At 66.7% G+C, this 18,929-nt stretch carries 15 protein-coding genes; 13 read left to right on the forward strand and 2 right to left on the reverse strand.

Annotated elements, in window-relative coordinates; translation table 11 throughout:
* Positions 1–92: 92 nt before the first annotated feature.
* The 8 genes from G391_RS14945 to G391_RS0113190 all read left to right on the forward strand — a co-directional run bounded on the left by G391_RS14945 (position 93) and on the right by G391_RS0113190 (position 12,516).
* Positions 93–3,182: an efflux RND transporter permease subunit gene (locus G391_RS14945; protein WP_035304564.1), complete on the forward strand. Its 3,090-nt coding sequence runs from the start codon at positions 93–95 to the stop codon at positions 3,180–3,182.
* Between the two features lie 25 nt (positions 3,183–3,207).
* Positions 3,208–5,835 (forward strand): M14 family metallopeptidase, encoded by a 2,628-nt coding sequence (locus G391_RS0113160; protein WP_029087927.1) that lies wholly within the window; start codon positions 3,208–3,210, stop codon positions 5,833–5,835.
* A 105-nt stretch (positions 5,836–5,940) separates the two neighbouring features.
* The gene (locus G391_RS0113165) at positions 5,941–6,828 is read left to right on the forward strand and encodes an SDH family Clp fold serine proteinase (RefSeq protein ID WP_035304566.1); all 888 of its coding nucleotides are present in this window, start codon (positions 5,941–5,943) and stop codon (positions 6,826–6,828) included.
* 10 nt (positions 6,829–6,838) lie between these two features.
* On the forward strand, positions 6,839–7,045 hold the full coding sequence (locus tag G391_RS0113170; RefSeq protein WP_029087929.1) for a hypothetical protein: 207 nt from the start codon (positions 6,839–6,841) through the stop codon (positions 7,043–7,045).
* A gap of 54 nt (positions 7,046–7,099) precedes the next feature.
* Positions 7,100–9,028, forward strand: coding sequence for an ABC-F family ATP-binding cassette domain-containing protein (locus G391_RS15880; RefSeq protein ID WP_029087930.1), 1,929 nt, complete (start codon positions 7,100–7,102; stop codon positions 9,026–9,028).
* Between the two features lie 760 nt (positions 9,029–9,788).
* Positions 9,789–10,802, forward strand: a complete 1,014-nt coding sequence (locus tag G391_RS0113180; RefSeq protein WP_051257396.1) for an ABC transporter substrate-binding protein — start codon at positions 9,789–9,791, stop codon at positions 10,800–10,802.
* 74 nt (positions 10,803–10,876) lie between these two features.
* A complete protein-coding gene (locus G391_RS15340; protein ID WP_029087932.1) occupies positions 10,877–11,428 on the forward strand; it encodes a hypothetical protein in 552 nt (183 codons plus the stop codon).
* The gene (locus G391_RS0113190; protein WP_029087933.1) at positions 11,425–12,516 is read left to right on the forward strand and encodes a DUF2336 domain-containing protein; all 1,092 of its coding nucleotides are present in this window, start codon (positions 11,425–11,427) and stop codon (positions 12,514–12,516) included. Before G391_RS15340 ends, G391_RS0113190 begins: the two co-directional genes overlap by 4 nt.
* 5 nt (positions 12,517–12,521) lie before the next feature.
* Here G391_RS0113190 and G391_RS0113195 read toward each other — a convergent pair whose 3' ends face one another.
* On the reverse strand, positions 12,522–13,361 hold the full coding sequence (locus tag G391_RS0113195; RefSeq protein ID WP_051257397.1) for a hypothetical protein: 840 nt from the start codon (positions 13,359–13,361) through the stop codon (positions 12,522–12,524).
* Positions 13,362–13,417: 56 nt separating this feature from the next.
* On the opposite strand from G391_RS0113195, the gene G391_RS0113200 reads away from it, so the two are divergent.
* From G391_RS0113200 to G391_RS0113220, 5 genes are all read left to right on the forward strand, one after another.
* Positions 13,418–13,753: a DUF1491 family protein gene (locus tag G391_RS0113200; protein ID WP_029087935.1), complete on the forward strand. Its 336-nt coding sequence runs from the start codon at positions 13,418–13,420 to the stop codon at positions 13,751–13,753.
* A 63-nt stretch (positions 13,754–13,816) separates the two neighbouring features.
* Complete coding sequence (locus G391_RS0113205; protein WP_156893964.1) at positions 13,817–14,158, forward strand: hypothetical protein; 342 nt, start codon at positions 13,817–13,819, stop codon at positions 14,156–14,158.
* 97 nt (positions 14,159–14,255) lie between these two features.
* Positions 14,256–14,651, forward strand: coding sequence for a hypothetical protein (locus tag G391_RS0113210; protein WP_245572110.1), 396 nt, complete (start codon positions 14,256–14,258; stop codon positions 14,649–14,651).
* A 136-nt stretch (positions 14,652–14,787) separates the two neighbouring features.
* Positions 14,788–16,290 (forward strand): tetratricopeptide repeat protein, encoded by a 1,503-nt coding sequence (locus tag G391_RS14960; protein WP_051257398.1) that lies wholly within the window; start codon positions 14,788–14,790, stop codon positions 16,288–16,290.
* A gap of 76 nt (positions 16,291–16,366) precedes the next feature.
* Positions 16,367–18,001, forward strand: a complete 1,635-nt coding sequence (locus tag G391_RS0113220) for a peptide chain release factor 3 (RefSeq protein ID WP_029087938.1) — start codon at positions 16,367–16,369, stop codon at positions 17,999–18,001.
* Between the two features lie 109 nt (positions 18,002–18,110).
* On the opposite strand, the gene G391_RS0113225 is transcribed toward G391_RS0113220, so the two are convergent.
* Entirely contained in the window at positions 18,111–18,866 is a 756-nt protein-coding gene (locus G391_RS0113225) for a class I SAM-dependent methyltransferase (protein WP_051257399.1), read from the reverse strand.
* Positions 18,867–18,929 lie beyond the last annotated feature (63 nt).

Below are 18,929 nucleotides of genomic sequence, written 5' to 3' on the forward strand. Positions count from 1 at the left end.
CCGCGAATTCCACTGCGGTCGGCCTTTCAAAGGTCGCGAGCGAGCGTATAGCTCGCCACAGCCGATCCAGGCGGCGGAGTTCACAAGACCGCATGCTCACCTCGATTGTTCGCTGGTCGCTGTCGCGGCCCCGCCTTGTGGCCCTGCTGGCGGCCTTGCTGGTGGCCTATGGTCTGGTGACCTTGGCACGGGCCAAGTTCGACGTCTTCCCGGATTTCGTCCCGCCTCAGGTCGAGGTCCAGACCGAGGCACCGGGCCTGTCAGCCGAACAGGTCGAACAGCTGGTCACGCGGCCGATCGAACAGTCTGTCGCCGGCGGCCAGGGCATCGCCGCCGTTCGTTCCGATTCCATCGAGGGGATCTCGGTCGTCACCGTCATCTTCAATGACGGGGTCGATCCCTATCGCGCCCGCCAGACGGTGACCGACAGTCTGGTTGAGGCCGCCTCGGCCCTTCCCGCCAACGCCGGCTCGCCCCAGGTCGCCCCCCTCACCTCCTCGACCATGGATCTGCTCAAGATCGGCTTCACCAGCGACACCCTGTCGCCCGAGGCCCTGCGCAACCTGATCGACACCGTCGTGCGTCCGCGCCTTCTGGCCACGCCCGGCGTCGCCCGCGCCAGCGTCTATGGCGGCGAGGTCAATCGCATCGAGGTCCGTATGCGGCCCGACGACATGGCGCGCTTCAATCTCACGCCCGCCGACCTCGCGACCGCTGTATCCGAGGCGACCGGTGTGCGCGGAGGTGGCTTCGTCGAAACCCCGGCCCAGCGCATCCTCATCACGCCACAGGGCCAGGCCCAGGGGCCGGACGACCTCGCCCGTGGCGTCATTCGCGCCGTCCCCGGCCAGCGCGTGCTGGTCAGCGATGTCGCCGATGTCGTCGAGGCCTTCGAGCCGCGTCTGGGCGATGCCCTTATCATGGGCCGACCCGGCGTCCTCGTCAGCCTGTCCAGCCAGTACGGTGCCAACACCCTCGACGCCACCCGCGCCGTCGACGCCGCCCTGGCCGAACTCGCGCCTGCGCTCGCGGCCCGCAACGTGACTGTGAATGCCGAGCTTCACCGACCCGCCAACTTCATCAATACGGCGTTGGGCGGCCTGCGCGACGACCTGATCATCGGTGCCGTCCTGATCGCTGTCGTTCTCTTCGCCTTTATGGGCAGCATGCGCACCGTGCTGATCTCCTTTGTCAGCATCCCGATCTCCCTGCTGACGGCTCTGATCGTCATGGACCTGTTCGGCCAGACACTCGACACCATGGTGCTGGGCGGCCTCGCGGTGGCCCTCGGCGTCGTTGTCGACGACGCTGTCATTGACGTCGAAAACATTGTCCGACGCCTGCGTCACAAGGGCGAGGAGCCGGCGCGCGAGGTCATCCAGCACGCCTCCGTCGAGGTCCGCGGCCCGGTCGTCTACGCCACCCTGGTGGTCGGCCTGACCCTGGTTCCGGTCCTCCTGCTCAGCGGCCTGCAGGGTCGCTTCTTCAGCCCGCTGGCCGCTGCCTTCATTCTTGCGACCCTGGCCTCTCTGCTGGTGGCCGTGGTGGTCACCCCGGCGCTCGCGCTCTTGACGCTCGGCGGCTGGACCCCGGAGGCCGAACCACGCTGGCTCCTTCGCCTCAAGGCCCGAACCCACGAGTTGATCACCCGCGCCGCCGGCCAGAGCCGCATCGCGCTGGGCGTCACCGGCGTCGCCCTCGTGGCGATGGTCGTCGCGCCCTTCCTCTTTCCTTCCGAGCTTCTGCCGACCTTCCGCGAGGGCCATTTCGTCGTCGGCGTCTCGGCCCAGCCGGGAACGTCGCTCGCGGCAAGCCGCCAACTGGGACAGGATCTGACCGCCCAGTTCCTCGCCATCGACGGTGTCCAGACCGTCGAACAGCAGATCGGCCGCGCCCAGGGCGGCGAAGACACCTGGGGGCCGGAACGCAGCGAGTTCCACATCGAGCTGCGCCCCCATCTCAGCGGCGCCGCCCAGGACCGCATCGAGGCATCGCTTCACACCTCGCTCGACAACCACCCTGGCCTCGAAACCGAGGTTCTCACCTTCCTGGGCGACCGCATCGGCGAATCCGTCACCGGCGAGACGGCGGCGGTCGCCGTCAGCCTCTACGGCGAGGATCTCAACGATCTCGACACCGCCAGCCAGGCCGTCGCCCAGGCCCTTCAGACCATCCCCGGAACCGGCGACATCATCCGCCAGACCCCGCCTGAGGCGCCCGCCCTGCGCATCAGCCCCCGTATCGAACAACTCGGCGACGTTGGTCTGACCGTCAACGACATGCTCGATGTAGTCTCCAGCGCCTATCTCGGAACCGTGGCCACTCAGCTATACCGCCCCGACCGTGCCGTGGACGTCACCGTCATCCTCCCGCCCGAACGACGCATCGACCCCAACGCCATCAGCCAGTTGCAGATACGCGGTGCCTTCGGCGGCGAGGTCGCCTTGTCCAGCGTCGCCGACATCGGCATGGGCGGACAGCGCACCGTCATCTCACGCGAGGCCGGTCGCCGCCGCGAGGTCGTCACCGCCGATCCCGTCCCGGCTCAGGTCGCCCGCGTTGCCCGTCAGGCCGAGTCTGCCGTCGCCGCCCTGCACCTGCCGCCCGGCGTCGTCGCCTCGGTCAACAGCACCGCCACAGCCGCCGCCGGCGCCCGCAATCAGCTGGTTTTCAACTGCGCCCTGGCCGCCGTCGCCGCAATCATCCTGCTGCTGCTGGCGCTGGGTGACGGGCGCTCAGTCGGCCTGGTTCTGTGTTCGGCCCCCGTCGCCTTTCTCGGCGGCGTCCTGGCGCTGCCGCTGGCCGGTGGCACGCTGTCGCTCGGTGCCCTCGTCGGCTTCGTCACCCTGTTCGGCGTCGCGGCGCGCAACGCCATTCTGCTGGTGTCCCACGTCGAGCACGTCGTCCACCACGAAGGTCGTGACTGGTCCCTGGAGACCCTGATCGAGGCTACCCAGGAACGCGTCACCCCCATCCTGATGACCGCCCTGGTCACCGGCCTTGGCCTGCTTCCCCTCGCGCTCCAGAACGGCGAAGCCGGACGCGAAATCCAGGGGCCGATGGCCATCGTCATCCTCGGCGGCCTCCTGTCCTCGACCGCCGCCACCCTGCTGTTGCTGCCGGCCCTCATCTGGCGCTTCCGCCGACCGACCGCCTTGCCAGCACCCCCGCCTGCGGCCTAACTGCCCGCCTGTTTCAGGGGGCCCCATGTTCGCTCGTTTCCTCATCGCGCTCGCGCTTCTCCTCACACCCGTCCCGGCGCTGGCCCAGTCGACGGTGTCGGACCAGCTCTCGGGTCAAAATTACGACGACTCCATCCCCAGCCCCGAACGCGTGCTCGGCTATGCCTTTGGTGAGCGGCTGTCGCGATCAGCTGACGTGCTGCGCTATTTCGAGGCCCTGGTCGCCGCAGCGCCGGACCGGATGATCCTGGGCCGTTACGGCGAGACTTGGGAGGGACGGCCCCTGCCCTACGCCATCATCGCCTCGCCGGCCAACCTGCGGCGCATCTCGGCCATTCGCGAGGCGTCCGTCGCCCTGACCGATCCGCGCCGGGGTGCCACGTCCGTTCCCGCCGACCAGCCCGTCATCGTCTGGCTGATGTATTCCGTCCACGGCAATGAGATCAGCCCGGCCGAGGCGGCCATGGCCACCGCCCGGCACCTGCTGGCCTCGCGCGACCCGGAGGTCGCCGAATGGCTGAACAACGTCGTCGTCGTCATCGTCCCGACCCAGAACCCGGACGGCCGCGACCGCTTTATGAACCGCTACTATGAGGCGCTGGGCCTTCAACCTGACCCTGACGGACTGTCCGTCGAGCGCGACGAGCCCTGGCCGAACGGTCGACCCAACCACTATCTTTTCGACCTCAACCGCGACTGGTTCGCCCAGACCCAGCCCGAGACGCGCGGCCAATCCGCCCTGATCCGCCAGTGGCGGCCCCAGGTTCTCGTCGACGCCCATGAGATGGGCACCGACGATCCCTTCTTCTTCCCGCCCGAGGCCGAGCCGCTCAATCCGCTCCTGCCCGAGGCCCAGCTGCGCGCCCGGCACATCTTCGGGCGCGGCAATGCCGCCGCCTTCGATCGCGAGGGCGTCGAATACTATACGCGCGAGGTCTTTGACGCCTTCTATCCCGGCTATGGCGACGGCTGGCCGTCCTATCTGGGCGCGGTCGGCATGACCTACGAACAGGGCTCGGCCCGGGGTCTGGCCGCCCGCCGCTCGAACGGCGAAATCCTCACCTACCGCACCACGGTGCGGAACCACTTCATGGCGTCTTTGGCGACCATCCGCACGGCTTCTTCCAACCGCGCCCAGCTGCTGAACGACTTCGCGGCCTACTATCGCACCGCCGTGTCGGAGGGCGGCGCAGGTGCCTGGATCCTGGCGCGCGGCGATGTCGATCCGGGTTCCGCCGACGCCCTGGCCGCCCTTCTCGCGCGTCAGGGCATCGAGGTCAGTCGCGCCTCCGCCGGCTTCAGCGCCTGCGGCCGCAGCTACCGCCCCGGCGACTACATCATCCGCCGGGGCCAGCCGCTCGGCCGCCTGCTTCAGGTGCTGATGGATCCTTCCATCGCCATGCGCGACGGCTTCGTCCAGGCCCAGGAGGCCCGCCGCCGCCACGGCCTCTACGCCGAGATCTATGACATCACCGCCTGGGCGCTGCCGGGTTCCTACGGTGTCGACGCCCTGGAGTGCCGCTCGACCCCGTCGGTCGCCACCGCCACCGTCACCGCCGAGGGTGTACCCGGCGCGGTCACCGGCGCCGCCGACCCGGTCGCCTATGTCGTGCCGTCCGGCTCCCAGGCCATGGGTGTCCTGACCCGCGCCCTGCGCGCCGGCATCCGCGTCCGCTCGCCCGAGGCGGCCTTCACCGTCGACAACCGGACCTTCCCGGCCGGCTCGGTCATTCTGGTGCGCGCCGGCAGCCCGGACAACTTCGACGCCCTGGTCGCCGACATCGCCGACCAGGCCCATGCTGAGATCATCGGCGTGCCCGACACCTGGGTCACCGAAGGCCCCAATCTGGCGTCCGACCGCTCACCGCTGATGCCGCCGGTGCGCATCGCCCTGGCCTGGGACGAGCCCACCGATCCCCAGTCCGCCGGAGCCATCCGCTATGTGCTGGAGCAACGCTACGGCTACCCCGTCTCCATCGTCCGCACCGAAAATCTGAGCCGCGACCTGTCGCGCTATCAGGTGCTGATCCTGCCCGACGCCTACGGTGCCTATGACGCCGCCCTGGCCACCTCCTTGCGCCAGTGGGTCCAGCGCGGCGGCACCCTGGTCGGGATCGGCTCGGGGGCTGACCTGATGATGGCAGGCGACAACCCGATGATCGCTTCGGCCCGTGAACCGCTGCTCTCAGCCAACGGCCAGCCCGCCCCGGCCCCGTCCACAGACCCTCGCATCATCTCGGGCGACGCCGACTACGCCGAGGCCATCCGCCCGGCCGAAGCGACCCCCGACAGTGTCCTGGGCGTCCTCGCCCAGGTCGAGGTTGATCGCCAGCACTGGCTGTCCGCAGGCCTCCCCGACCGCCTGACCGTGCTGGTCGTCGGCTCGGCCATCTATGAGCCCCTGCGCCAGGATGAGGGCACCAACGTGCTGCGCTATGTCTCGGCCCGCGAACTGCCCGTCGCCGGCCACCTCTGGGCCGAAAACCGCGCCCAGCTGGCCTTCAAGCCCTATGTCATGGCCAACAGCGTCGGCCGCGGCCAGGTCATCGCCTTCACCCAGGACCCCACCTTCCGCGGCTTCCTCCACGGCCAGGACGTCCTCTTCCTGAACGCGATCTTCCGTGGGGCGGCGCACTCAAGTCCGGTACGGTAGGCTAAACCGCTCAGCAGCGGCGAGTAGGAAGGACTCGACTCAAGTGACAGTGGCCGGGTAGGCATTTGCAACCGGTGGGGGGAGCGATTCTAGGATGATGGAGCTGTGAGCGGGGCGTCGCGGCCCATTCTCGATGCCGTAACTTTCGAGGTGGTCGAGCACGCCGAACAGGCAATCGAAGGCAAGCTGGAATGCGACGTCATACATTGCTATGGCGAAATTCGTCCTGCACTAGTGCCGCAATTCCGAGATGTTGTGGAGAAGCTGGCGGCAAGAGACGGCAAACGGGGTGCCATCGGGATTTGTCTAACGACGCCCGGCGGCCAAGCCGAAGTCGTAGAAAAGCTTGTCGAGGTTGTCCGCCACCACTACGGCCACGTCTATTTCATCGTACCCCGCATGGCGATGTCTGCTGGTACGATCTTCTGCATGGCTGGCGACAAAATCTATATGGATTACTCCTCGTCGCTCGGCCCAATCGACCCACAAGTCCCTGATAGGGAAGGGAAGTACCTCGTTCCAGCACTTGGCTACCTCGACAAAGTGGCTGAGCTTGTTGAGAAGTCCCGTAACGATCAACTCACCCCGGCCGAGTACGTGCTGTTCGAAAAGCAGGATCTAGCGATGCTGCGGTTTTACGAACAAGCTAGAGACCTCTCGATCACGCTACTCAAACAGTGGCTCACAAAATACAAATTTAAGGACTGGGCGGTGCACCGCACTACCAATCCTGGCGTAGCTGTCACCGAAGATGACAAGGTGCAAAGAGCCGAAGAAATTGCTACCCTCCTTTCCAACAACTCCCATTGGCACTCGCATGGACGGTTCATCGGCATGCAAACGCTAAGAGAGAAGATACGCCTCGAAATCGACGATTTCGGTGTGGACAGGGACCTACAGCAGTCAGTTCGGCGTTACAGCGATGTGCTTTCAGACTATCTTAACCGGCTGGGCATTCCATCCTACGTCTACAGCCGCCATACGCACGGATAGGGAGACGGACGTGACCGAAGAAGCCACAGAAATCCTCGAATCCCTGGATAGGCAAGATGACCAGTTCAAGGACCAGGTGGAGCGCGCGCGCGCGTTCCGCGAACGGCTGGAGAATGCTGGCGTTCACGTGAAGCAGAACGGGTTCACAGTGCCCCTGATGCAACGTTTGGAGACCTTGGGTTCTCCCATGCTAGTTGCTCGAGCGTCTGCCAACTAGCGTCCATCTCTTGTTGATGCGCTGATCTCTCTAGGGCGCTATACCCCGCCCCCCATGGCCCGCGCTCCCCTCGTTTCCCTTCGTGACGTCCGCCTCCAGGACGGTCCGCTACCGCTGTTTGACGGCGTTGATCTGGCCCTGGAGCCGGGCCAGCACGCCTGTCTGGTCGGCCGCAACGGGGCCGGCAAATCGACCCTGATGAAGCTGGTCATGGGCATCCTCGAACCCGACGCCGGCGAGCGCGCGGTTCAGGCCGGGGCCCGCTTCGCCTATGTGCCGCAAGAGCCCGTGATTGTCGGCCCGACGCTGCGCGACCACGCCGTCTCCGGCGGGGCCGATCCCTGGACCGCCGACCAGTGGCTGGAGACCTTCGGCCTCGACCCGGAAAAGCCCGCGGCCCGCCTGTCCGGCGGCGAAACCCGCAGAGCCGACCTCGCCCGCGCCTTCGCTGAACAGCCGGACCTGCTGTTGCTCGACGAGCCCACCAACCACCTCGACATCCTCGCCATCGAAACGCTGGAGGACGAACTCAAGGCGGCCCGCTTCGCCGTCCTGATGGTCAGCCACGACCGCACTTTCCTCGAACGCACCACCAGACGCTGCTTCTGGCTGGAGAACCGCCGCGTCCGCACCCTCGACAAGGGCTTCAAGGCCTTCGACGAATGGGCGGCCAAGGTCACCGAGGAAGAGGCCGAATCTCTGCGTCGCCTGACCAAGGAGATCGAGCGCGAGACCTACACCTTCTATCGCTCTATCACCGCCCAGCGCACCCGCAATGAGGGCCGCGCTCGCCGGCTCGAGGCCCTGCGCCAGGATCGCGCCAAACGCGTCGCCGACCTCCCGCGCGAGATCCAGCTCGGCGTCGACGCGGGCCCGTCCTCCGGCAAGCTCGTCGCCGAGCTGAAGGGGGTCTCGAAGACCTTTCTCGGAGTGACGAGTGACGAGTCGCGAGTGGCGAGAGAAGATCCCACCTCTCAGTCAGCGCCGGGTGCGACCGCCTCCGACTCGCCACTCGCGACTCGTCACTCGTCACTTCCCGCCCGCACAATCCTCAAACCCTTCTCCACCCGCATCATGCGCGGCGACCGCCTCGCCATCGTCGGCCCCAATGGCGCGGGCAAGACCACCCTGGTCCGCCTCCTCCTCGGCGAACTTGAGGCCGACACCGGCTCCATCCGCCTCGGCGCCAACCTCGCCCCCGTCTATCTCGACCAGTCGCGCGACGAGCTTCGCAGTGACATGACCCTGTGGGACGCCCTCACCCCCGGCGGCGGCGACAGCATCCTGGTGCGCGGCCAGTCCAAACACGTCGCCGCCTACGCCAAGGACTTCCTCTTCAAGGAGAGCCAGCTGCGCCAACCCGTCTCCACCCTCTCAGGCGGCGAGCGCAACCGCCTGCTGCTCGCCCGCGCCCTAGCCAAACCCGCCAATCTGCTGGTGCTGGACGAGCCTACCAACGACCTCGACATGGAGACGCTGGACCGCCTCGAGGACCTGCTCGAAGAGTACGACGGCACGCTCATCCTCGTCAGCCACGACCGCGACTTCATTGACCGCCTCGCCACCTCCACCATCGCCCTGGACGGCCGCGGCAACGCCGTCGAAACCCCCGGCGGCTGGACCGACTTCGTCGCTCAGAACCCCGGCTTCCTCAGCGGCGAGTCACGAGTGACGAGTGACGAGAAGAAGATGCCAACGCCGGTGCCGGCCTCCCTCGCCACTCGCCACTCGCCACTCGCCACTCCCAAGAAACTCTCCTACAAGGACGCCCGCCGCCTCGACGAAGCCGAGCGCGAGCTCGAAACCCTCCCCGCCTCTATCGAGGCGCTGGAAGCCGCCCTTGCCGACCCCGCCCTCTACACCTCCGACCGCAACCGCTTTGACAAGCTCTCCGCCGACCTCGACGCCGCGCGCGCCAAGCTCGAGGCCGCCGAGGCTGACTGGCTCCGGCTGGAGGAGATGAAGGCCGCGCTGGCCACCTGACCGGCCCAAATCTGGGGACAACCCAGGCGTTTGGATTGTGACGGTTTTCTGAAACCGGTCCCCTCGAAAGACGCGGTTATCCACCGTTCCTCCCCTGCCGACGCACACCGGGTCGCACGGTACCGCTTGCCAGCCGTCCGGTTCTGCGAGAGCGTGTCCTTGCCGACGGACATCGCGGCGCGGAACTCCGGGGAGACCCGGGCTTCAAGCGGCGAAACCGGCCACCGAACAAGGACTTCAGGGGGAACCCAGGAGCGACCGGGACGGGCCTGACCCAGGAGCAATCCGAGGAAGGGCGGACTTCAAAACCCGGCGGGGCAACTCGCCAAGGAGGAAGACCAGGCAAGGACAGGACGATCAAGCGGACGCCGGGCTTGCCCGCCAGACGAATGAGAGATCCGACCCGTAACGGACCAACGTCCAACCCGGACTTGGTGAGGGGCCGATGTGCGAGGGTTCGCCCAAGCCATCGCCCCTCGATCCGTTTCTGGATCAAATTTTTTCCCGAACATCCCCGCTCGACGCGACCCGGCTATCCTGCTGGCCGGTCGTTCTGATCGTCCAGCCAGAGGCGCCCGGGCCGAGGGTGTCGAGAATTTGCCGCAGCATTTCGCAGGCCACCCGCGCCGATAGTGCACTTAGTGCACTAAGTGCACCCGATTCACAGTGCACTAAACCGCTCTCCTCGCGGCACCCCATACCCCGCCTTCCCTTCGCCCCACCCCGCCGCTACGCTTCTGCCAAGCGCGGGGAATCGTTCATGGACCGCAGGTCGCTCATCGCCGGACTGACCGGGGCCGCCGGCGTCGCCGCCCTCGGGGGTCTGGCGGCGCTCAACGCCTGCCAGCCGCGCCGCGAGCCGACCGATCGCTATGGCCGCACCCGCATTCGCTTCGCCACCGACTGGCGTGCTCAGGCCGAGCATGGCGGCTTCTATCAGGCGGTGGCGATCGGTGCCTATTCGCGCCGCGATCTGAATGTCGAGATCATCCAGGGCAGTCCGACGGTCGACGTCCCACAGCTTCTGGCCTCTGGCCAGGCCGAGTTGGGGATGGGTTCCAACGCCTTCATCCCCATGAACCTGACGGCCGAGGGCGCGCCGGTCTCGGTCGTCGCCGCCTTCTTTCAGAAGGACCCCCAGGTCCTGATCGCGCACCCTGACGCCGCCTTGACCTCCATTGCCGATCTGGCCGAACGCCCCTTCCTTCTGGCGGATGCCTCGATCAATGCCTTCTGGCCCTGGCTCAAGGCACGCTACGGCTTCACCGATAGCCAGGTTCGGCCCTACACCTTCAATCCGGCTCCCTTCCTGGCCGATCCTCGGGCCGTTCAGCAGGGCTATCTGACCAGCGAGCCCCACACTCTGGAAGCCACCGACGGCTTTCAGCCGCGTGCCTTCTCGCTGGCGGACGAAGGGTATCCTTCCTATGCCAATATGCTGCTCTGCCCCGACACGCTCATGCGGGACAACCGGTCGGTCGTCGCCCGCTTTATCGAAGCCTCGGTTGAGGGCTGGCAGTCCTATCTGAATGATGACCCCGCCCCCGCCGACACTCTGATCAAGCGCGCCAATCCCCAGATGACCCAGGATTTGCTGACCTGGGGGCGCGACCAGCTCATCGCCAACGAGATCGTCGTCTCTCCGGGAGGGCGCATCGGCGATATGAGTGCCGCCCGCTGGGAGGCGTTCTTCACCGCCACCTCGGAAGCCGGCATCTATTCGCCGGATGTCGACTGGCGTTCGGCCTTCACTCTGGACTTCCTGCGAAGCTAGGGCCCACCACCCGTTAACACCCGGGAAATCGACCACGGCCTACGGTAGAGCCTCATTGCTTCGGGAACGCCGACATGGCCCGCCTGTCCATCGCTGTGCTGACAACCTGTAGCGTGCTCCTGGCCCATCCCGTCTCGGCTCAGGACCGCCGCCCCGAAACTGCCGAGCAGGCCGGATTGCGATACCTGAACTGGCCCGGCAGACCTCCGGTCAGCACCTCGCCGGTCCGGGCGGAACGCCAGAACCAGGCACGACCAAGATTTACGCCCACCCCACGGGCACAGACCCCGACCCAAAGCCCGGCCGAGGAGCCCACAACGCCGGCGCGGGTGACGGCCCAATCCACGGATCGGACGGTCGCGCCCGTTGCTCCTGTCGCGCCGACGCCCACGACCAACGGCGAAGGCGTACGCTACTATTCCGTTCACCGGGCCTCGGGGCGGACCCCTGACACGATTGAGCGCGCCCAGGTTCTGGCATCCGACCAGACCCTGGTGGCCCTGCAAGCGCCCCAGGGGCAAAGCCTGGCTGAACAGGACCGCACCGCGCGGGCCGAAGAGGCCTTTGAAATCCTGCGTAATCTGCCACCGGATCAGCTGATGGACATGCTCGGGCGTCAGCCATGACCGTATCGCGGCTCCAAGACCTGATCGACCTGGCCAAGACACCGTCCAGCGACAAGCGGCGCGAGTTGCTGCGCGAGCTGACGGATCAGTTTTTCGGCACAACCCCGCCGAGCCCGGTGGAAAATGAGCTCTACGGGGCTGTTCTCGCCCAGCTGGCCACCGAGATGGAGGAGACGGTTCGCAGGGAGCTGTCGGTCCGCTTCTCGGCCGCGCCCAATGCGCCGCGCGTCCTCGCCAGGTCCCTGGCGATGGATGTCGAAGGCGTGGCCGAGCCAGTCCTGCGTCATTCCAAGGTACTCGCCGAAGCGGATCTGCTCGATATCGGCGGCATCAAGGGCCAGGGCCATTTGCGCGCCATGTCGGAACGGGAGGCGGTGACGGAGTCCGTTTCGGACCTGATTATCGCGCGGGGGGATGACCAGACGGTTGGGTCCCTGATCCGCAACAACGGGGCGCAGCTCTCGCGCGCGGCGCACGAGGCGGTCACTGATCGCGCCATGGCCAATCCCGAACTTCAGGCGGACCTGGTCAACCGGGCATCCATGCCGCCGGACCTCCTGAACGAGATGTACTTCGTGGTCGAGACTCAGCTCCGCCAGAAGATCCTCGAACGCAACGCCGGCGTGGCCCCTGAGAAGTTGGAAGCCGCGCTTGCGGTGGGTCGCCATCGGCTGCGCGCCGAAGACGGCTCCCTGCCGCCCGACTTTGAAACCGCACGCGCCTATGTGCGCGAGCTACAGGCGTCGTCATCTCTGACACCCGAGGCCCTCGTCCGTCTGTTGCGTTCCGGCGGACGCACCGAGTTCCTCATCGCCTTGGCCGAACTGTCCGGCATCGATTTCCATACGGCGCAGAAGATCGTCGAGGCCGGCCAGATCGACGCCCTGGCCGTGGTCTGTAAGTCGGTCGATATGGATCGCGCCATCTTCCTGACCTACGCCGTCGTCCTGCTCAACAAGGAGGGCGACGCCATGGGCAAGGCCCAGGCCTATGGCCGGATGTATGCTGAACTGACCCGCGAGACGGCCCAGAGGACGTTGCGCTTCTGGAAGCTGCGCCGCGAGGCCGAGGCCTCGGTCGCCGCCTGAACGGCCTAGAGCGTACCCATCGCCAGGAAGGCCCTAGCGGCGGCAAAGTCGCCGGCTCCCAGGGTCACGACCCGGCCGTGCCCGTCCGACCGGACCAGCTCGACCGCGAACCGCTCGCGCGGGTCCAGAATTTCTATGGCGTCCGCCGCAGCCGTCGAAAACCGGAACAGCTTTCCGCCCGTCTCCGACAGGGTTTCAGGCACCGGGTGCCCGCGCCCAGCCATGTAGGCCCGACTGACGTACAGGGGTGGCGTTTCCGACATGCCCGGGCGGGCCAGCCAGGCGGTCGGGGCCCTGGCGGGCTCTCTCACGATCAACCGAGCCGACACAATCGTCGGGTCCTGGACCACCAGTGCCAGGGTGTGGCCGGTGCCCGCCCCGGCAAACCCGAACACCACCCCGTCGCCGTCCTGGCGAAGCCGCCAGGTCTGGCTGGCATAGGCGGTTCGCTCGACGCGCCAGTCGGCACGGTCGCCCGGAAAGTCCATGGCCCGCATCCCGGCCCAGGCCGCAAAGGCATGACGGGCACGACCAGCCACCATCTCCAGCTCAGAATCATCGCAGGCGATTTGCCCGGCACGCCCGGCCGCGCGCAGGCGCTGGCGCTCAACGTCGCCTTCTCTCACCCCCGCCCGCAGGGCCGCTCCCCGCGCCTGGGCAGCCCCGGCTTCCAGGGCATGCAGGGTGGCGCGATCGAACAGACCGCATCGGCCCCCGGCCTCGGCGACCAGGCTGCGTTCAAAATAGGTGTCCGCCGGCCCCGCAACGGCGGGCGTCGCAGCGAGGCCTGCGCTGAGCATCAGCACGGCGGCCCAGCGTCGCGGCTCTTGGAATCGACCGATCATGGCCCCACTCTAGGCGTGCCGACCCTTCGGTTCGGTTTCCGCTTACGGTTAAGCCAGTGTTGATTTCCACCGATGTCTGGGTGTCCGCCCTGATCCGCCGCGCCGAACTGGCCGGGGCCTCTGCCGTCGTGGTCCGCAAGGGCGACGCTCGCGCCGGGGCCGTTCTGCTCAAGGCCTACAACACCGTCGAGCGTACGGCTCGCCTCTACGCCGAGACGATCGGCCTGGATGGTGACCGCCTGTGGATACAGCCGCACCCCGACGTCCCCGAGTTCGAGCTCGATGCCTACGCCGCCCGCCAGGCTGACTACGATCCCGACATCTGGCTCGTTGAGATCGAGGACCGCCAGGGACGCCATTTCCTGGTTGAGGCCGTCGCCGACGAAGGATGACTCGACGCTCCGTCCTGACTTTGCCATGGTCAAGCTGTGGGGATGGCTCGGGGGAGTACGACATTGAGTCAGGACATGGTCTGGCGGTTTGCGGGTGCCGCCTTGTTTGCCATCGGGATCGCCCTGGCCTGGTGGTCAGTCGGAGAAGCGACCATGGCCGCCCACAGTGGATCTGCCGAGGTCGGCTATCGTTTCAAGTCGGTCGTAATCGCGCCGGTGCTGGGCCTGGTCGGCCTAGTCTATCTGGTCGGCGGAGCCCGCGGCGACACGCTCATGCGGGCATCGCAGACCGGTCGTCTGACCCTGCGGGGCTGGATCGTCGCAGGCATTGGCCTGGCGCTCGGCGCGGCCCTGCTTGTCTGGTTCAAGAGCCATATGGCTAGCCTCGGCTACGTCGAGACTTGACGGTCGGCGCGGTCACAAACCCTTAACCGCGTTCGCTCACCGAACTTCAAACCCCATCGCCTATCGTCACGTCTAACGGGCCAGAATGAGTCCGGTGATGGGGTATCCAGTTGTGTTGTTCCTGCTGAATGATGCGGTGTTCGATCTGGAAGACGACCTGACGGTCGATCCGGTCGATGCGCGCCGCTTTGATCGTCTCGGCTTCGACTATGTGGTCGAGCTGGGCTGCGAGCTGTTTTCCGAGAACCCGCTGCTGCATCGCGATGACCCTGAGCGCGCCCGCCGTCTGGCCTGGCTGATCGCCAGCCGCCAGTCCGGGGTCAACGCTGCCATGTTTGCGGCACCCGAGGCCGACTGCGTCCCTGACCTGGTCGAGCCGCGCTTCGCCGTGCTGCCGGACGACGTCATCCGCGCCCTCCAAGCCAAACACGCCAAAGGCCGCCTCACCCCCGTCGCCACCGACAAGGCCGTCTGGAACCGCATGGCGGCCTAAGGCCGGGCACGTTGGAAACGTGACGCCGGCAGGCATTTACGGCGTCCCCAACGACCCACCTTCCCACCATCATCTGTCGCGATCTGGACCCATCGGCTATCTCCGCCTAGGTTGTATGACTGGCGGAGACATATCGATGCGCTCTATTCTGACAGCCTGTCTGGGTGCGGTTTTCGGCATAGCCCTGATGATCATGCCGGATGCCGCCGAGGCCCGCTGGCTTCGCGCCGAAAGTCCTCGCTTCATCGTCTACACGGACGGAGATGAGCGGGTCCTTCGCGACTATGTGCGCCAGCTCGAGGTTTTTGACTGGGTGCTGCGAAGCCAGACCGGCCTGACCTCGAACGATGACGGCGGCGGCAAGCTGTCCATCTATCTGCTCGGCAGACGTGACGATATCGACATCGTTCGCCCTGGCCTTGGGTCCAACGTTGCCGGGGTCTACTTTCCGGCTACCGAAGGCATCTTCGCCGTCTCGCTACGCGAACGCCGTCAAACGACAGTCCTGTTCCACGAATATGCTCACCATTTCATGCACCAGCATTTCGCCGGGGCCTATCCGGGCTGGTACGTTGAGGGCTTTGCCGAGTTTTTCTCAACCGTCGACATCAGCGCGCGCAACATCACCATCGGAGAACACAACCGCGACCGCGCCGGCTGGCTGATGTCAGCGAACTGGATCAGGATGGAAGCCTTGCTCGGTAGCCGTCCGAGCGAAATCAACAGCCCTGACGAACGCGCGGCCTACTACAGCATGGCCTGGCTCTTGGCTCACTGGTTCCACAGTGACCCGGTTCGCAACCGCCAGCTCGGTGCCTATCTGGCTGCCGTCGCAGCCGGTCAGGACAGCGTCACCGCCATCCAGGAGGCCACCGGCCTGTCGTTGGCCACGCTGGAGCGAACGCTGCGCAGCTACTTGCGGGGCGGACTTCCCTATGCCTCAGGCAGCGTCGAGGGGGCACCTGCGCCTCAGGTCGAGGTCACGACCCTGCCGGCATCGGCCGACGACCTGTTGCTCTTGTCGCTGCACCTTCGCGTCGGCCGCTCAGAAGACGACCGCGACGCATCGGCCAGCGCCGTCCGTCAGGCCGCCGCCCGTCACCCAACGGATCCCTTCGCGCGCCTGACCCTCGCCCATGCCGAGTTGCACTTCGGTGATCCCGCAACCGGCGTCCGACTGCTCGAGGCCCTGGTCGCCGATTATCCGACCGATACGGAGGCTCTCCAGTACCTGGCGCTTGCCTACTATGAGGCCGCCGAAGACGCTGAACGCTCCGCCCGCATCAATCTGCTTAACCAGTCAAACGCCCTGCTCGCTCAAGCACTTGAAATCGACCCTGACGACTATCGGACCTACCTCTATCTTGGGCGCAACAGGGAGGGGACCCCCGGCTATCCGTCCCAGAACGATCTGGCGATCTGGGGGGCGGCCTACGATCTGGCACCCCAGCTCTCCGGCATCCGGTTTGGTCTGGGCCGGGCCTTGATGCTCAGCAGTCGTTTTGATGAAGCCATTGTTGTTCTGAGTCCCGTGGCCAACAACCCGCACGGTCGGGACGCCTCCATCTACGCTCAGCGCCTTATCGAACTGGCCCGCGCGCGCCAGCCGCCCGTGCCTTATGAAGAAGACGACACCTAGCTTCGGATCCGGCGTCCGACATCAGCTACCTTGTCGGCGTGACTTCCCCCCCGGCTTGCGCTAACCCCCGCGCCCAATGTCCAAGCTCTCCATCGCCCAGGAGGCTGCGCGTCGGCGCACCTTCGCCATCATCGCCCACCCCGACGCGGGCAAGACGACGCTGACCGAGCACATCCTGCTGGCCGGTGGTGCCATCCGCGCGGCCGGGGCTGTACGGGCGCGCGGCGAGGCGCGGCGCACCCGCTCGGACTGGATGAAGATCGAGAAGGAGCGCGGCATCTCCGTCTCGGCCTCGGTGATGACCTTCGAGTTCGAGGGCGGCATGTTCAACCTCCTGGACACGCCGGGCCACGAGGACTTCTCCGAGGACACCTACCGCACCCTCACCGCCGCCGACTGCGCCATCATGGTGCTGGACGCGGCCAAGGGCATCGAGCCGCAGACCCTGAAGCTGTTCGAGGTCTGCCGTCTCCGCGACATCCCCATCATCACCTTCATCAACAAGCTCGACCGCGAGGCCCAGGACCCCATGGCCCTGCTGGACGAGATCGCCTCGCGCCTTCAGCTCGACCCCTCGCCCATCTGGTGGCCGTCCGAGAGCGGCAATCGCCTGCGCGGCATGGCCAGGATCGGCTCGGACGAATTCCAGCCCTACGCCCGCAAGGACGCCGGGGCCGACCACGACCCGGACCATCCGTCCCCCCTCCCCCTCGATGAGGCGAGCCCGTATTTCGAAGGGACCGAGCAGGCCGACCTGTCGGACGCGCTCGAGCTGGTCGAGGCCGGCTACAAGCCCTTCGACCATCAGGCCTTCCTCGAAGGCCACATGACTCCGGTTCTGTGGGGATCGGCCCTGCGTCACTTCGGCATCGACGAGCTCTTGCGCGCCATCGCCGACTGGGCACCGCCGCCCAAGCCCCTGCCGGCCCGCAAGGAAGCCCCGCCCGAGACGCGCAACGCCCCCGTCCCCGTCGACATCACGGTCCAGCCGGGCGACGCCGAGGTCACCGGCTTCGTCTTCAAGGTCCAGGCGAACATGGACCCCAACCACCGCGACCGCATCGCCATGTTCCGAATGGCCTCCGGCTCGTTCAAGCGCGGCATGAAGCTGAAGGTCCAGAACACCGGAAAGCAGCTTTCGGTGAACAGCCCCATCCTGTTCTTCGCGTCGGACCGCGAACTGGCCGAAGAAGCCTACGCCGGCGACGTCATCGGCATCCCCAACCACGGTGTCCTGCGTGTCGGCGATAGCCTGTCGGAAAGCGGCCTGGTCCGCTTCCAGGGCCTGCCCAACTTCGCCCCCGAAATCCTCCAGCGCGTCCGGGTGAAAGACCCCCTCAAGGCCAAACACCTCAAGAAGGCCCTCGAAGGCCTCGCCGAAGAAGGCGTCACCCAGCTCTTCCGCCCCGAGCTGGGCGCAGATTTCATCGTCGGTGCCGTCGGCCAGCTCCAGTTCGAGGTCATGGCGGACCGCCTCGGCGAAGAATACGGCCTGGACGTCGTCTTCGAGCCCTCCCCTTACGCCGAAGCCCGCTGGGTCACGGGCGAAACCAAGGCGGACCTCGACGACTTCGCCGGCAAATACCGCCCCCAGATGGCGACCGACATCGACCAGGCCCCCATCTTCCTCGCCAAATCAAGCTGGGAAACCGGCTACGTCGGCGAGAAATTCCCCAAAATCATCTTCAGCCGGACGAAGGAGCGGGGGTAGGGGTTGTCATCCCGGCCGCAGCGAAGCGTAGAGCCGGGACAAGGGCCAAGCCGCGTGGTTGTCACGGATAGTTGCCGGCGCAATTGTCGTGATGACAGGGATCGCCGCCCTACCCCAACACCATCAAATCCCCGTCCCCATACACCGCAGCATCCGGCGCAGCCGCCACCGCCGCCTCCATCCGAACCATCCCCGCCTCGATCGCCACCTCGTCCAGATGCTCGAACGTCGAGATCGACCTCAGCCGCATCCGCGCCGCGTACTCCGTCATTGTGTCCGCGTACGTCTCGCGCACCACATCCAGCCCCAGCCGCCGCAGGCCGACCGCTTCGAACATCGCCTCCACCTCCCCTGTGGTCGGGAACATCAGCATCTCCGCCTCCCGCGCGCCGTCGAACCAGGCGTGCCAGTCGATGTCCGGCATCCGGTCCGAAAAGGTGCTGCGGATCAGCACCCGCCCATCCGGCGCCAGCACCCGGCGCATCTCCCGCGCCGCCGCCGCCCGTTCCCGGACGTGATGCAGCGACAGGAACACCACGATCAGATCGCATGACCCGTCTTCCAGCGGGATCGCCTCCGCCCGACCGTCCAGATAGGTGACCGTTTCCGGATGCGGCGCCGCCTCCGCCTGAGCCCGCATTTGCTCGTGCGGCTCCACGCCCCAGACCGGTCCGCCGAACGTCTCCGCCAGCATCGGCGTCAGCCGCCCCGTCCCCGACCCCAGATCCAGCACGCTCAGCGGCCGCCGCGCGGGCGCCCGCCGCGCCAGCGCCGCCGCCCAGATCGCCCGGCTCTGGTCCGGCATCGCCCGCCCGGCGGCATAGCCCTGATGCTGGCGTTGATTGTAGTCGACCGGTTTCAGCATGACGCGTCCCTCTCGCATTCGGATGGCGTCTGAATGCCGCCCTTGCTCCCACGCGCCTAACGA

It is taken from the genome of Brevundimonas aveniformis DSM 17977 (assembly GCF_000428765.1).
In the GTDB taxonomy this organism is placed as follows: Bacteria; Pseudomonadota; Alphaproteobacteria; order Caulobacterales; family Caulobacteraceae; genus Brevundimonas; species Brevundimonas aveniformis.

Bases quoted from the DNA above. Each gene is read 5' to 3' on its own strand.
- G391_RS14945 (WP_035304564.1), top strand. From the start codon at position 93: ATGCTCACCTCGATTGTTCGCTGGTCGCTGTCGCGGCCCCGCCTTGTG.
- G391_RS0113160 (WP_029087927.1), top strand. From the start codon at position 3,208: ATGTTCGCTCGTTTCCTCATCGCGCTCGCGCTTCTCCTCACACCCGTC.
- G391_RS15880 (WP_029087930.1), top strand. From the start codon at position 7,100: ATGGCCCGCGCTCCCCTCGTTTCCCTTCGTGACGTCCGCCTCCAGGAC.
- G391_RS15340 (WP_029087932.1), top strand. From the start codon at position 10,877: ATGGCCCGCCTGTCCATCGCTGTGCTGACAACCTGTAGCGTGCTCCTG.
- G391_RS0113225 (WP_051257399.1), bottom strand. From the start codon at position 18,866: ATGCTGAAACCGGTCGACTACAATCAACGCCAGCATCAGGGCTATGCC.
- G391_RS0113220 (WP_029087938.1), top strand. From the start codon at position 16,367: ATGTCCAAGCTCTCCATCGCCCAGGAGGCTGCGCGTCGGCGCACCTTC.
- G391_RS0113210 (WP_245572110.1), top strand. From the start codon at position 14,256: ATGGGGTATCCAGTTGTGTTGTTCCTGCTGAATGATGCGGTGTTCGAT.
- G391_RS0113195 (WP_051257397.1), bottom strand. From the start codon at position 13,361: ATGATCGGTCGATTCCAAGAGCCGCGACGCTGGGCCGCCGTGCTGATG.
- G391_RS0113190 (WP_029087933.1), top strand. From the start codon at position 11,425: ATGACCGTATCGCGGCTCCAAGACCTGATCGACCTGGCCAAGACACCG.
- G391_RS0113180 (WP_051257396.1), top strand. From the start codon at position 9,789: ATGGACCGCAGGTCGCTCATCGCCGGACTGACCGGGGCCGCCGGCGTC.
- G391_RS14960 (WP_051257398.1), top strand. From the start codon at position 14,788: ATGCGCTCTATTCTGACAGCCTGTCTGGGTGCGGTTTTCGGCATAGCC.